The 14,821-nt window shown below is 59.4% G+C and carries 8 protein-coding genes and 2 pseudogenes; 5 read left to right on the top strand and 5 right to left on the bottom strand.

From position 1 onward, the window contains the following. Positions 1–195 precede the first annotated feature (195 nt). A complete protein-coding gene (locus tag AC1Q5S_RS19890) occupies positions 196–1,074 on the bottom strand; it encodes a hypothetical protein (protein ID WP_252101766.1) in 879 nt (292 codons plus the stop codon). Continuing rightward, positions 1,074–5,948, bottom strand: coding sequence for a site-specific integrase (locus tag AC1Q5S_RS19885; protein WP_252101767.1), 4,875 nt, complete (start codon positions 5,946–5,948; stop codon positions 1,074–1,076). Before AC1Q5S_RS19885 ends, AC1Q5S_RS19890 begins: the two co-directional genes overlap by 1 nt. An 861-nt stretch (positions 5,949–6,809) precedes the next feature. Here AC1Q5S_RS19885 and AC1Q5S_RS19880 point away from each other — a divergent pair. The 4 genes and pseudogenes from AC1Q5S_RS19880 to AC1Q5S_RS19865 form a co-directional block, all read left to right on the top strand. Further along, positions 6,810–7,511: pseudogene (locus AC1Q5S_RS19880) on the top strand (Bug family tripartite tricarboxylate transporter substrate binding protein); the annotation flags it as partial. 2 nt (positions 7,512–7,513) lie between these two features. After that, a complete protein-coding gene (locus AC1Q5S_RS19875) occupies positions 7,514–8,743 on the top strand; it encodes a CaiB/BaiF CoA transferase family protein (RefSeq protein ID WP_492239297.1) in 1,230 nt (409 codons plus the stop codon). A gap of 13 nt (positions 8,744–8,756) precedes the next feature. Next, complete coding sequence (locus AC1Q5S_RS19870) at positions 8,757–9,167, top strand: cupin domain-containing protein (RefSeq protein WP_422205690.1); 411 nt, start codon at positions 8,757–8,759, stop codon at positions 9,165–9,167. Further along, entirely contained in the window at positions 9,164–10,327 is a 1,164-nt protein-coding gene (locus tag AC1Q5S_RS19865) for an acyl-CoA dehydrogenase family protein (RefSeq protein ID WP_422205692.1), read from the top strand. The genes AC1Q5S_RS19870 and AC1Q5S_RS19865 overlap by 4 nt, the downstream gene beginning before the upstream one ends. Before the next feature lie 29 nt (positions 10,328–10,356). Here AC1Q5S_RS19865 and AC1Q5S_RS19860 read toward each other — a convergent pair. After that, positions 10,357–10,640: pseudogene (locus AC1Q5S_RS19860) on the bottom strand (IS30 family transposase); the annotation flags it as partial. Between the two features lie 241 nt (positions 10,641–10,881). On the opposite strand from AC1Q5S_RS19860, the gene AC1Q5S_RS19855 reads away from it, so the two are divergent. Continuing rightward, a protein-coding gene (locus AC1Q5S_RS19855) for an IS5 family transposase (protein WP_492239296.1) occupies positions 10,882–11,680 on the top strand; the annotation gives its coding sequence in 2 pieces (ribosomal slippage) (positions 10,882–11,145 and positions 11,147–11,680; 798 coding nt in all). 79 nt (positions 11,681–11,759) lie between these two features. On the opposite strand, the gene AC1Q5S_RS19850 is transcribed toward AC1Q5S_RS19855, so the two are convergent. Both AC1Q5S_RS19850 and AC1Q5S_RS19845 read right to left on the bottom strand, forming a co-directional pair. Then, positions 11,760–12,470 carry a PepSY-associated TM helix domain-containing protein gene (locus AC1Q5S_RS19850; protein WP_422205694.1) on the bottom strand — a complete coding sequence of 237 codons (711 nt, stop codon included), beginning with the start codon at positions 12,468–12,470 and terminating at the stop codon, positions 11,760–11,762. Between the two features lie 4 nt (positions 12,471–12,474). Beyond that, entirely contained in the window at positions 12,475–14,592 is a 2,118-nt protein-coding gene (locus AC1Q5S_RS19845; RefSeq protein ID WP_492239295.1) for a TonB-dependent receptor, read from the bottom strand. Positions 14,593–14,821: the final 229 nt, after the last annotated feature.

The following is a 14,821-nucleotide window of genomic DNA, read 5'->3' as shown; positions in this document are numbered from 1 at the left end:
AGACTGGCATCGATTTTGTCAGTGAGGAGCGCTGTTCTTCAGCCCGTTGGTCGAAGCCGCAGCCCCCCTGATCCATTCCAAGCAAACTTGCTGCGGCAGCTTGGGTCAGGAATTCGAGGGAACTTCAAGAAGACGGCGGCTTGCAGATTTTGGCAGAGTTCGCGTCCGGGCAACCATTGTGACCTGATCATGAGCCTACTCGCCAAATAGCAACTGCTGAAAATCCTCAGAAGGCTGAGCCAACTCCTTGATGTTCAGAATGCAGGTGATGGTGAGCATCGAGCGGCCTGACGCCAGCTTGCGTTCGACTTGGACTTCGCACTTGACTGTTCGATGATGGAGCTGAGCCATCTCGAGTGCCTTGATTGCGCGCATGTCGTCAGAGGTGTCCAGGCAGAACGTGGCTTCTTCTGTCGCAGAGATAAACTCCGGCGCGTCCTTCCAGGAAAGTACTTCGCCGCGCACCTTCCCATCCTTCTCGTCGACCCCACGGGTCGGAACGAACTCGACGATCGTCTGACTGGAAATCAGAACCTCCTGCGGGACATGCTCGGCGAATCCGCCGACGGCAAGTGTTGCCTCTGCCAATTCCACCGACATCTCTGGCAAGCGCGCTTGACGCAGCATCTGCTCAGCCATGTCCGGATTTTGTGCGTGCTCTATTTCCTGGGAAATCTCATTGATACTAGGTCCTTTTCCTGCCTTGAAGGCCTTAAGTACGGCGCTAACGCGACTGCTTGCGTCGGCCAACTCCTGATCTGCCAGTTTGCGTAGCCCCGAGAGCAGGTCAACCCCCTTGGTCTTGGCGGAAGCTCCTGACAGTACATCCGGCTGTTGAGGCAAGACATAAAGAACAGCCAGTTGCTGCAGATCAGTCGACACGCAGGGAAGGTAATCAACCACGCGTTGTTCCCTCATGATCAAGCTGACCCGACGAGAAAGACGATCAACGTGAGAGGGAAGTTCAATGACGGGTACCCAAAGGGCACTTGGGCCGGCGCTTTTGATAAGTGCCCCGATCTGAAATCGCCCGGCAGCGATCTCTTTTTTTATGTAATCAATTTTCGGATTCATCATTTGCTCCTTTCAGTTGGCAGAAAAGCGGCGATTGCTGCGGCGCGAAACACATATCGGCTGATCGCCCCCACTGTTCGGGGAGACACTACGGCAGCAGTTGCTGGTTGGACATGAACACCCCACCGATGAGGGGAGGCAGAGGCGCGGAGAACGAGGCCAATTCCCGTTGCATCGAGGTGGGACCTCAGAGCGCTGCGCTGCTGCAATTCCATGTTCGCGGGCGCCGTGACGAACACCTTCCAGCTTTCTGGCAAGCACAGCGCCAGCAATTCCGCGGCCAGGTGCGATGACTCCGCAGACGGAAACTGGCCGAACCCTCGATCGTTGAAGCGGCTGACGATCAAGGCCAAGTCGCCGCCCTTGCTCTGTCGGAGTTCTTGGAGTTTTTGCCAACAAAGCACAGCGCGATCCGAGGAAAGCAGAGTGGGGCGTCGATCGCTACGCTGACGATAAGGATCCGGATGAATTGGGCGCCCCAACCCGGCCGCGACCGCGCGGAGCGCGACTCGAACATCGTCGTTGCCCACGCCGGTGAGCACTTGAGTTTCGCGGGTGCTGAGTCCATACCAGCGCCACAGCGTGGCCCACGCCAGCGATGCCGCGTGAGAGCGCGGGGACTCGACGTTCAACCCAAGCATCTTTGGTGCCAGCTCAGGCTCTGCAATGGATGAACGAAGCGGGGCGAGCTGGGACCGCAAAAAATTCCAGCTAGCGCAGTGATCAGTGACTGGCGCATGCTCGCGATGACGTGCCACGTCGATGGCCTGCGCAGTCCTCCCTGTCACGAACGCCATGAACCTCGAACTGATATCCAGACGGGCCTCGGTCTGCTGCAAGCGCAGCGAGAGTCGAACGGCGGCTCCAGCGTCGTAGTACTGCTGTGTCGTCGCAAATGTGGTGGAGTGCCTGGCGCGGCGCACCGCCAGGGCCATTGCTCGGCTCTTCTCGTGCAGTTGATTCGCCGTGTATGCCGGTGGTTCGAGCCATTCTCCAGTCGTCAGTGCTGTCAACATCTCGGGCAGAGGCGCCACGCCGTGTGTGACAGCAGATGCTCGCAGATCCCTTAAGGTGAACGTTGGAATTCCCGTTGCGTGTCGCAGTGCCCGGACGATCAACGTCTCCATGTCTCGGGCGATATCGGTGTCCTCGAATCCGAAGAGTTGAGCGGTGGCTCTCTTGCCCAGCGTGCGAGATTGCAGGCGTGCAATGTCAGATAAGCTGCTCCGCAAATCCGGAGACAGGATCGTGACCGACCCCCTGGACCCTGCTGTCTTCAGGTGCGCAAAGCCGCTGGTGTTGATGTGCACCAGCGCGCCATCAGCAGACACATCGCGCAGTGTCAGGTTGGATGCCTCGATCGGCCGGCAGCCGATGTCGGCCAGCAGGCGCATTTGCGCAACAGCCAGCTCCCTCCACGGAACCGTTTGGCGCTGAATCCATTCGGCCGCCCGCTGGATCTCGTGGTCAAAAACGACAACCGGCTGGCGCAGCGCGACAGACGACACACGCTGGCGATCAGGCAACAGTTTGGCGGGCACCGCGATGCCCTGGTGCCGCAGGAACGAGGTCAGGTGCATCAGGGCGCCGCTGACATCACTCAGTGTTTCGTCAGCGCGCCCGTCGCTCAGTGTGTTCCATGCATCCGTCCAGTCGTCTGGTTCGAACTCGTCGACGGGGATCGGAGCAGCCAGCACAGGTGACAAGATCGTGAGGTATTTGTACAGGGTGCTGGGCTTGATCGAGTTGTACGTGGGCGATACGCACTCGGAGATAACCCAATCACAGGCGAGGTGCAGGTTGTCGCTGGTGGGCGGCAGGGACCGCTGCAATGCCTCGACGATTTTGGCGAGAGATTTCTTGCGCCGTCCAGCCTCACCCAATTGCACCCGCTTGTTTGCAAAATGCCGAACAAACCGCACGAGATTCTTCATGGTGCGATTGCGGCGCCGTACCGGCTCGGCTGCAGGGGGTGACAGCAGAGAGGCCGGCTGCTCGTAGATGACTCTGGCGACATCCACTGCCGAAATCGACCGGGTGCTGGCAAACGCTGCAAACTGTTCCGTGGGTGCGGTATGCACGAGAGCCCAGTGCATCGCCAGCGTCGTGAGCAACGAGATGGGATCCGAAATCCGATCGACCTCCAGGTCAGGATCCAGCGTCCTGAGCAGCGCGCCGAGGTCAGCTGACAGATTGCCTGAGTTTGCCGCCGATGTCGAATCCCCGCGCAGGCGTGCCAGACATCCTTGCGTGAACGGTGACAGTGGCCGAAACGCCGTCACGACACCGTCGTGCGAGTTTTGTGCAAAGACAGCCTGCTTCACGCGCAGCGGCTGCTCCACCACTGCGCCCCGCAACGCCTCCAGCTCGCGCGAACTCACGATCAGGTCGAACACGATCATCGAGAGCGTCAGAGCGACCCCAGGTTCGACGCCCGTGAGATCAACCCTCAAGAAAGCCGAGCGCAATCGCGAAAAATATCGAGCGGCGGCCAGCGTTTCTTGTTCAAACGGACAGCGCTGCGTGTGGACGCTGGGCACAATCAGCAAATCCTGGGCTCGCAGCTTGGCCGCCAGGTAGTCATTCGTGGGGCGTTTCGGGTTGTAGATGGCCGCCGCGGGCGGCTGATTGAGGTCCCGTTCACGCACTGGCCCAAGGCCTACCAGGGGCGTCAGACCCAGTGGGTCAAACACCTGCTCTAGCGTGCCGAGGAGGTGGTCGCACACCTCGGTCGGTGCCAGGGTCCCCTGCAGGCCGAATGGCTCGGCCCCGGCAATGTGCCGTCCGCTCCATGCATTGATGGCAATGGATGGACAACCGCACAGCACCAGCTCTGAAAAACCAAAGTGCCGGCCGACGTTGACCGGCATGTCGAACGGCTCCAGCGCAGCGGCCAAATCCTCATGGGCGATGGGGGCGAGGTAGTAGCGACCGGTGCGGCGATGGCGGCGATACTGATAAAAGAGGGGGGTTGTCGCTGGGTCCAGTGTGCCGGCATTGATGCAGATGTCGCCGTTGTCGACGGCTTTTTGAAGGCGCTCAACCATCGCCCCCTGGTGAACCCTCAAGTGGCGAAGCGTCTGCCGCGTCACGCTCAGCAGCGGAACCAGACGTCGTGCGCTGTACTCATCCGACTCCTTGTCGCGGACCAGCGTCAAGCCGGTATCGAGGTCAACGTCGCTCCAAGTGGCCGCCTGCAGGCGGGAGCCGCGGTGTCCCGTCGTGACCACAAACAGGAGGGCACACGCCAGCTGGTACTGGTTTTGATATTCGATGGTGTCGGCGATGCGGCTGCGTTGCGGCAGCTTGATGCGCAGAGACTGCAGCGCTGATCCGATCCTTGTAAACACTGCGGCCAGTTGGGCGGTAGATCGATACTGCGGCGAGCCCACTTGGGATCGTGGCAGTTCTGTAATCGCTGGCGGTGTCAAACCGAGCGCGCGGCAGGCCAGACTGATGTTGTGAAGTATTTGGTGCTCTGAGATGGCCAGGTAAAAGTGGTCCGCCATCGGGCAGAGTCCCCAATCGCCGCTGATCTGGGCCGCGATAGTCGCGTTCACGCCCATATCGATCAGGAATAATCCGAGAGACCGCGAAAATCGAGACAATTTGGGGCCGTGTGATGTCGTGTCGCCCTCGTTGAGCAGCGTGAAAACGTCGCTCTCATTGATGCCATGCCGTTCGAGGTAGGTGCCGAATGGCATGAGCCGTTCATCCGCTGAAACAGACTGCGCAATGATTTGAGCGACCTCTGCGGGCAGGCCAATTCGGCGCCAGTCCGCCTTCTTGGCGTCGGATGTCTCATCCATGCGCGACGTGATCGCGCCGATGTTGCGCAGCAGGAATCCCCCATCCAGGTCGATCCAGGTGTCACCGTGTTCATGAAATCGGAGCTGGGCTAGCAGACGCAGGGGCAGGCCCGCCAGCAACATGAGCAGGCATGTGCCGGCGGTCAGGCGAGCTGACACGTCGCCCCCGCGCAAAAGGCGGGTCAGATGCACGGTGCAGTGCTTCAATTCATTGGGGTGCAGCGCATCCCAGCGCAGCGGCAACCCATACCCGTCGAGGCCTGGCAAGTGCGCGGCCTGCCTGATCTGCCAGCCGATGAAGTGGCCGTCGATTTCCTCTGGAGACAACCCACTGACGGTTTCTTGGAGTGTGGGTTGCTCGGTAGCATTTGGCGCACCGGTCGGGCAGGAGGCCTTCGGGGCAGTTGCGGGCGGAGTATCGGCTGGCGGATGATGGCGTGGGGTGGGTTGCGTCGCGTCCAGTTGTTGAGGGGGGCTCTCAAACGAAATCGTGGTCCAGATGTGCCGCAGTTTGTCGAGAAAAATTGCGGTCACGTCGGTAGTAGTGGCGATGGGTGTGGCGCCCGCAATCCCTCTCAATTGTTCGATTGGCTGGCGCGCCAGCTGACGCCACCCCCGCAAGCTTGCATCCGCCAGCTTGCGCCACCCTGCGCTCAAATCCTCCGGGATTGCCAGATTGCGGCTCCAGCTGTGATAGACGATCAGCGCCCACCAAGAAAGAAGTACCTGGCGTGCGGCGGGATGCAGATCGTTGGCCGGCTGCGTGAGGGCTGCCCGGCCCCTCTCGGTGAGGTTGGCTGCACATGCTGACTGTGTCGCGGCTTCAACCCAGTCCTGCGTTCTTTGGATTTGCTTCGCGAACTCCACCAGACCGCCAGCATTGGGGTTCTCCCTGAGCAGCTGTTGTACGCCTTGCGAGAGCGTCACAAGTGCGCGGCGTTGCTGATGCTGTCCCTGATCTTGTATGCACAACAGGCGAGCTAAGAATGGGGTGGATGGACGTGCGTTTCCCTCCAGAAAACTGGATGGAATATTCGACAGCGACGACACTTCGGGCGACAACAAGGGCGGCCTCCTGGTTCCGGTGACATTGGGTGGGTGGGGGGGATGAAGCGAATCAACGATGGGACGTCGACTCGCAGTTCCCGAAATGCGTCAGGAACGAAGGATGGCGCGAGCGCCAGTCGCGCAGCTCGCTAAGCGAAATGCGGATGTGGTCTGCTCTGGGCGTAGCAGGACGATTGCTCTCGAATTGAGAGCGAAATAGCTGCTCAGATGAAAACGCCAAGTCAAGCCACGGCTATGCTGGTTGGCATCACGCGATCAGCGTAGCCAAAGCTTAACGGCGATTGGGGACAGGGCGCACCTATCCTATGTTCTCACCCTGCAATGCAGCAAGATAAGACGGCTCAAAGCGCACAAGGATGCGCACTATTCAATGCAGGAGTTGAGACTCCCGCAAAACCATTAAAGCCAGCAGCGGAGCGCGAACCCCCGGAAAAATGCAAGTCCTGGGTAGCCGCCTGGCTCGCATGGGACCAAAGGCCCATGCGGCTAATGACATGGTATCAGACGTTTTGAAAGGGCGGTGGAGGTCTTCGCTGATAAACAGCGAGCGACAAGAAATGTCTCGACGGCATAAATGAATGCGTGCACGAGAAGGAGACTGGAAAGATGGTGTGTGGTGGGCCAGACCAATGGTCGCTACTGACCCATACCCGGTCCGACGGCTGCGGCCCGATTGGACGCGTGAAACTTACATGTTTCGGCGTTAATCTGCGCATGACCATTGGTCTGGTGAGTGCGATCTTTGGGCCTAATTTTAATGAAATCAATGACTTACAGGTCTTGCTCCCGGGACAATTGGTCCCAAGCCCACTTTGTGTCATTCAAAGACGACTTAATGAGTGCTCTCCGAAGCCGAGGTTGTTCATGACGACCAATACGTCGCACTCAGCCAATCCCAGTCTGGTCCTCAATCTCAAGTATGACCCGATCAAGGATTTCACTCCGATCGCCCGTGTGGGCGAACTTCCGTTCGCGTTGGTTGTGAATAAAAACGATCCCGCCAAGTCGCTAAAAGGGTGGATCGATCAGGTCAAGGCCAACCCGGGAAAATTTGCTTACGCCACGCCGAACAGCACATCGCTGGTGGCCTCTGAAACCATCAAGCGGATTGCCGGCCTGGATGTTGTGGCGATCCCCTACAAATCGAGTCCGCAGGCCCTCACTGATTTGATCGGCGGGTCCGTGCAAATGTATGTCGTGGATCTGGGTTCTGGCATGGGCATGATCAATGCGGGCAGCGTCCGGGTTCTGGGCGTTACCACGAAAGAGCCGCTGAAGTCGATGCCCGATGCGGTGCCCATCGCCAAGGAGGTCCCGGGATTTGACTTGACATCCTGGAACGGAATCTTCGGACCCGCTGGCATGCCCAGGCCTGTCGTGGATAAGCTCAATGTGGAACTGCAAGAGGTCCTGGCAGACAAGGAAGTGCAAAAGGCGCTGAGCCAGCTGGGCTTTGAAACCTGGCCGACCAAGACGCCGGAGGAGTTTGCCAAATACGTGACTGACCAGCTGGCTCACTGGGGCACCCTCATCAAGCAGGCCGGTATCCGTCCGGAATAAACATGACGGCTCAGTATTCAGCTTCCACCTCCGGTCCGCTGGCAGGTGTGAAGATTCTCGATCTGACATCTGTCGTCATGGGGCCTTTTGCGACCCAGATTCTGGCCCAATTGGGCGCAGACGTCATCAAGGTGGAGTCCCCGGAAGGCGACAACATGCGCCACGTGGGGCCTATGAATCATGCCGGCATGGGCCCCATTTTCTTGCATGCCAACGCAGGTAAGAGAAGCATTGTCCTGGACCTCAAACATCCGGAAGGCCGCGAGGCGGCCCTGAAGATGGCGGAAGGTTGCGATGTGTTTATCAGCAATGTTCGACCCCAGGCGTTGACCCGCCTGGGGATGGATTACGAAGCCGTGCGTCAGCGCAACCCGCGCATCATTCACGTGAGTTGCTGCGGATTTGATCAGGATGGGCCCGATGCCGCCCGGCCCGCTTACGACGACCTGATCCAGGGCGCCACCGGCGTTCCGTGGCTGATGGGGCAATACGGATCACCCGAGCCCGCCTATATCCCTACCACACTGGCAGACCGCGTGACAGGCTTGCACACTGTTTACGCCGTCACGGCTGCGTTATATGCCCGCAGCCAATCGGGCGTGGGGCAGGCCGTTGTGGTGCCAATGTTTGAAGCCATGGCGCAGTTCATTTTGGGGGATCACATGGCTGGTCTGACCTTCGAACCACCGATTGGAAAACCCGGCTACGCACGACTGCTGACGCCACACCGCAAGCCGTACCTCACCAGCGATGGCATGTTGTGCGTCCTGATCTACAACGATAAACACTGGAAAAGTTTTTTTGAAGCCATCGGCGAGACCGAGGGACTCGCGCGTGATCCACGATTTTCTACGCACAGCGCGCGGGCGGCCAACATCGATCAGGTGTATGCCGAAGTCGCTCGCCTCATGCGCACCCGCACCACTGCGCAATGGCGCGGACTGCTGGACGCCGCCGACGTACCCAACATGCCAATGAACAGTCCGGAAGACCTGCTGGTCAATCCACAACTTCGTGCCACGGGGTTTGTCCGCGACATGGTTCATCCGACAGAGGGGCCCATGCACACGCTTGCTCATCCAACGAAGTGGTCGGCCACGCCACCCGCGCGAAGCTTTTCACCTGCGCCACGGTTAGGTGAACACACCCGGCAACTCCTGGAGGAAGCCGGCTACACCCCGGAGCGCATCAACACCCTGCTCGAGCAGGGCGCTTGCCGAATTGACACCTGAAAGGAATAACAACATGCAACCAAGTTACCTGGTGCGCGCTGCCGATGTGCCTGCCTATCAGCCCGCCAATCACCATCACACCCACAATCAACGGCTGATTGGTCCCGAGACCGTCGGCGCCAAACAAATGGAAGTATTGATGGGAACGCTGCACAAGGGGGGTGGAGCCTTGCCCCATGCCCATCCTGGTATTGAACAAGCATGCTACCTGCTGGAAGGTACCGCCCATGTTGAGGTGGCCGATCAGTCTTTCGACATGGCACCAGGCGATACCTGTTTTTTCCCGGCCGATCAGATGCATGTCTTCACCGTCACCAGTGACACCCCGGTGAAGCTCCTGGTGATTTACAGCCCACCCTACTGCGAATCGCCTGACAAGGTGATTCGCCCCGGCAACACTATTTCGAACGGATCCACCCAATGAATTTCGCCCGTACCCCTGAACAGGAACAAATCCGCGACGCCATTGAGCGTGTCTGCGCGCCCTTCGATGCGGACTACTGGTTGCGTAAAGACCAGGAAGGCGGATTTCCTGATGATTTTCACCATGCGCTGGCCGAGTCTGGCTGGCTGGGTATCGCCATGCCCGAGGCCTATGGCGGTGCCGGCCTGGGCATTAGTGAAGCGGCGCTCATGATGCATACGATTTCTGCAACAGGTGCCGGTTTGTCCGGTGCCTCTGCGGTTCACATGAATATTTTTGGCCTGCACCCTGTGGTGGTATTCGGCACTGACGAGCAAAAGCAGCGCTGGTTGCCCCCGCTGATTGCAGGCACGGATCGGGCCTGCTTCGGGGTGACCGAACCCAATACCGGTCTCAACACCCTGAAGCTCAAGACGCGTGCGGTACGTGATGGCGATCACTATGTCGTGCACGGCCAGAAAGTCTGGATCAGCACAGCCCAGGTGGCCAACAAGATACTGTTGCTGGCGCGCACTACCCCGATCGAAGAATGCAAGGGCACGGAAGGTTTGAGCCTGTTCTACACCGACATGGATCGCAGCAAGGTAGAAGTCCGTGAAATTGAAAAACTGGGTCGCAAGTGCGTAGACTCCAATCAGGTGTTCATTGATGGTCTGCGCATTCCTGTGGAAGACCGTGTTGGGGAAGAAGGCAAAGGCTTTAGTTACATCCTGCATGGCCTGAACCCGGAGCGAATCTTGATCGCCAGTGAGGCTGTGGGCCTTGGTCGCGCAGCACTCAAACGCGCCGCAGGTTATGCCAATGAGCGCGAAGTGTTTGGTCGCCCGATTGGTCAAAACCAGGGCATCCAGCACCCACTGGCAAAATCCTGGATGGAGCTGGAAGCAGCCGAATTGATGGTCCAGAAAGCAGCGTGGCTTTATGACCAGCATTTGCCGTGCGCTGCAGAAGCCAACAGCGCCAAGTACCTTGCCGCAGAAGCTTGCTACCACGCTTGCGAGAACGCCATCTTCACCCATGGCGGTATGGGCTATGCCAAGGAATACCACGTGGAGCGCTATCTGCGTGAGTCCTGGATTCCCCGTTTGGCACCCGTGAGCCCTCAACTCATCTTGTGCTTCATCGCCGAAAAAGTGTTGGGCCTGCCCAAGTCCTATTGAGTCTCGGAGAACCACACGCCACTGACCTTTCAACCGGTCGTCGCAACACTGGGTTGTTGACCAGATTTTAGATATTCGTTCAAGACTTCAGTTGGTATCTTCCAACCAAGCGTTTTCCGGGGCCTGGTGTTCTGCGCGTGAGCTACGGCTTGGATCTCTTGAGCGGTCCATCGTGACAGATCGGTGCCTTTCGGGAAGTATTGCCGCAGAAGGCCGTTGGTGTTCTCGTTAGTGCCGCGCTGCCATGGACTGCGGGAGCTGCGAAGAAGACCTTCACCCCGGACTCACTCGTAATCCGGGCATGGTCGGATAGGAACACCAGCCGCGAATAGCCATCATGGGCAGCAGCAATCACTGCACCAACAGCCCGAATGTAAGGCAGCAAACCCTTTGGTCCATCACGACGCAGAAGCTTGTTCTCCTTGGGCGGACCATGTAGGCGATTCAGACCGCCACGTTGAGCATTGCCAAAGTCCATAGACCATAAGACGGTCCGGCATGTTCCATTGCCCTAAGAACGTGTTTACGATCTCCCGACATCAGACAATAGGCGGGTGAAAAGAAAGCCGTACCCGAGTGACATCAGCCGAGAGAGATTCGCAGAGATACAGCCGTTGCTTCGCAGCGTCAGGCGCACCACGAAGCCCGTGACGCTGGACTTGTACGAGGTGTTCTGCGCGGTGTTGTACCTGCTGCGCACGGGCTGCCAATGGCGCTTTTTGCCACCGGAGTTTCCCCAGTGGCAAAACGTCTATGCGTACTGGCGCAAGTGGAGCGAGCCTGATCAGCACGGCGTGAGCGTGCTGGAGCAGGCTTTAAAAAAATCAGGTTGGCGCGGCCCGAGAGAAACAGGGGCGCAACGCCTCAAGTGCGTTCTTGATCGTAGACGCGCAGAGCGTCAAGAACACGGACACGGCGGCCCTGAAGGGCTATGACGCAGGCAAGAAGGTCTCGGGCATCAAACGCCATATTGCAGTAGACACGCAAGGCTTGCCACACGCGGTGGCCGTGACCACGGCCGAGGTGACTGACCGCAAGGGGGCACTGGCCGCGCTCAAGCGCTGCAAGCGTGGCTTGAGCCGTGTGCAAAGCCTGCTTTGCGACAGCGGTTACACGGGCCAGCCGTTCGCGCAGGGCGTGCAGGAGATACTGGGCGGACATGTCACGGTGCAGATCGCCAAGCGCAGTGAACTGCATACGTTCAAGGTGATGCCTCAGCGCTGGGTAGTGGAGCGCAGCTTTGCGTGGTTGGAGAAGAACCGGCGGCTGTGGAAGAACTGCGAGCGACTGCTCAACACCAGCCTGCAGTTCGTTCACCTCGCATTCTTGGCTCTACTGCTCAGGAGATCGTAAACACGTTCTAACGCAGCCTGCGTCAGGAAATCGTATGGCGGTGGATGGCTGTGCGCGATTCAGGCATGCCATGCATGCTTCAGGCCGAAACCCCTAACAGCAGCAACAGGCCAAAGCTAGTGCCCGCAAGGCCCAGTGCAAGCAACCGGCTGCCGTGCAGCTTGGTCCACAACAGCACACCCGTCAGCGACAGTACGATCAAGGCACCGGCCAGCGTATCGGTCAGCAGGATCCAGGGCACCGAAGCGCCCGTGGCCATATGCAAGCGATTCAACCGTGCCAACAGATTCGGATCCATGCGCTTGACCGACACCGAGTTGTTACCCACCCAGTACTCGGCGTTCACCGTAGCCTGTGGTGTAGCGAAGGCAATCACCCAATGTTCAGGCTGTGCCGCCCCAGGCCAGGGGGTAGGCCCGGCCGGCTCCGCTTTTTTCTGATGCGGTGGCTTGGCAATACCAAGCTCATGCTGCAGGTGAAGCACCAGTGCATCAATGTTTTCGGGCTTCCGGTCAAGACTGAGCTGCCATTGCGTATGGGCATAGGCCGGGCCAGGAATTTTCATCGTGGCCCGGTGGTTAAGCAGCAGGCCTGTGGTACCGAACAGCAAGCCCAGGACGCCGCCCCACATTCCCAGCCAGGCATGCGTGCGCCGCAGCCACTTGAGCACGGCGGGCCGATGCCAGCGCGCCGGCATGAACAGGTGACCGCCCCCGCGGGGTTTGGCGGGATGCGGCCTCGCCGTGGCCCTCAGTTCCTGGCGTGAAGCGATGTCGGTGGCTTGCTGCATGGCCTCAGAACCGGTAGCGTGCAACAACCTGTGCCGAGCGCGGAGCACCCGGCAGGTTCAGGTTGGGTGAACTGCCATGGCCCGCCACGATATAGCGGCGATCGAACAGATTGTTGAGCTTGAGCTGCATGTCCCAGGAACCCATGCGGTAGTAGGCCATGGCGTCCACCGTGGTGTAGCCAGGCAAGGTGACCGTGTTGCCGGGGTTGGCGAACCGGGCGCCGACATAGTTCAGGCCGCCACCCAGACCGAAGCCGTGACCCAGCGCCTTGGTGACCCAGAGGTTGGCGCTGTGCCGGGGGGTCAGCGTGGGCCGTTTGCCCTGCACGGGCTGGCCGGCTTCCACGGCAGGCGAGTTGGTCATCTTGCCATCCAGGAAGGCATAACCGGCCCAGATCTGCCAAGTGGGGGCAACCTCGCCAGCAAAGGTCAATTCAAGCCCTTGGGTGCGCTGCACACCCAGGGGCACCAGGGTGTTGGTCACCGGATCGGTGCTCTTGATATTGGTGCGCTCCAGCTTGAACAGCGACGCCGTCAACGAGGATTTGCCGTCCGGCAGATCCCATTTGACCCCCACCTCCTGGTTGGTCGTTTCCTCGGGGGCGATCTGCGCATTGTTGGCCGCCAGGGAGAAAGCCTCGCCCGATGGCTGGAAAGACTGGCTCCACGAGGCGTAGTATGACCAGGTGGCCGAAGGCTGGTAGACCAGGCCGATGCGGGGACTCCATGAGGTGTCGGTCCTGCCCAGATTCGATTTCCCAGGCATGCGCTCGTAGGTCTCCTGCTCGAAGTGGTCGTAGCGCAAGCCGGCAAGGGCCTTCCATTGCGCGCTGAGCTCCACCAGGTCCTGGGCGTAGAACGCCAGGGTTTTGAAAGTGCCGAGGTTGTTCGCACCCGGCGTCTGGGAAGTGCTGAGCGGCAGTGTCGGCAGCGCTGGGTTGAACAATGCGAAGTTACGGATCCTGCCGTTGGCGTCGGTCACCGGCGCCGAGAAGTTCACCACGTCCTTGTTCTGCTGTCCCAGTTCAACGCCGTACAACACCTGGTGCTTCATGCCGAGGAATTGCGTCTTCTGCGCCAGCTCGGTCTGGTTGAACCAGCCGTGCTCATCGCGGTAAACGTTGCCATGATTGAGCGTGAACGTGAGATCCCGCGCGTTGACGCTGCGCGTCAGCGTGTTGTTGCGATTCAGCGAGTAGGTGTAATAGCGGAAGGCATTGCGCAGCGACAGGCTGTCGTTGAAGCGGTGATTCAGCGTGAGGCCGACCGAATCGACCTTGGACGTACTCACGTCCACATCACGCGCATTGGTGGCGCCATAGTAAGCGCCAGGTCGCACATCGACGGGCCGGCCGTTCAAGGCCGGGATGCCGAAGTCCGTGATGCGGCTGTCCTTCAGATGGTCCATCTGCAGCAGCACGCTGGTGTCCGCACTGGCCTTGAACAGCAACGAGGCTGCCAGCGCTTCGCGATCCAGGAATTGCTGGTCGCGGAAGCTATCGGCGCGTTCCAGCGCACCGGTGATGCGGAAAGCAAAGCGACTGTCCTGCGGCGCGCGCGCCAGGTCGAACTCGCCGCGACGCTGATTCGAGCTGCCCAGCGTCACTCCCACTTCGCTCAGGTTGATGCCCGGCTTTTTGGTAATGCGGTTGATCAGGCCCCCCGAAGAGCCCCGGCCGTAGAGCACGGACGCGGGACCCTTGAGCACCTCGACCTGCTCGATGTTGGACAGATCCCGGAAGTACAGTGCATCGTCACGCAGACCATCCACGAACTGGTCGGCAATGGCGGAGAACCCGCGGATCGTGACCTGATCGCGCTGGCCGTCGCCATGGGACAGGCCCACACCGGGCACCGCCTTGAGCGCATCCTGCATGGACTGCGCGGCCTGGTCGCGCAGCAGGCTCTGGGGCACCACGTTCACCGTCTGCGGAATGTCGCGCAACGGCGCTTCGATCTTTGTCGCGCTCGTGGCCGTAGGTGGGTTGTAAGCGGGTTCCAATTCGCGATCACTGCGAATCTGAACCTCCTTCAATGTCGGCTCGGGCGCTTGCTGCGCCATTGCCCCGCCGGAAAACGCCTGTGCCAATGCCGCTACCAACGGCAAATACCTGAATGTCATGGATGCCTTGTCGAATAAAGCTTGTTTAGTTCGGCATGGCGGATATCGACCAGGTACATATCCCGGCGTCAAGTGGCTACTACCTGTCTTGCGCTGTGGAAGCGTACGCATTCTAAATGCAAATCAATCTCGTTTCAAACAATTTTTACATTTAAGGATTTATCCGTAAATTAAGTAAACTCCAAACCTGAGCCGACCTTCACTCGGCGCAGGACAGACAGATGGCCAA

The organism is Acidovorax sp. GW835-FHT14B10 (genome assembly GCF_058793725.1).
This window is presented reverse-complemented; position numbering and strand designations above follow the sequence as displayed.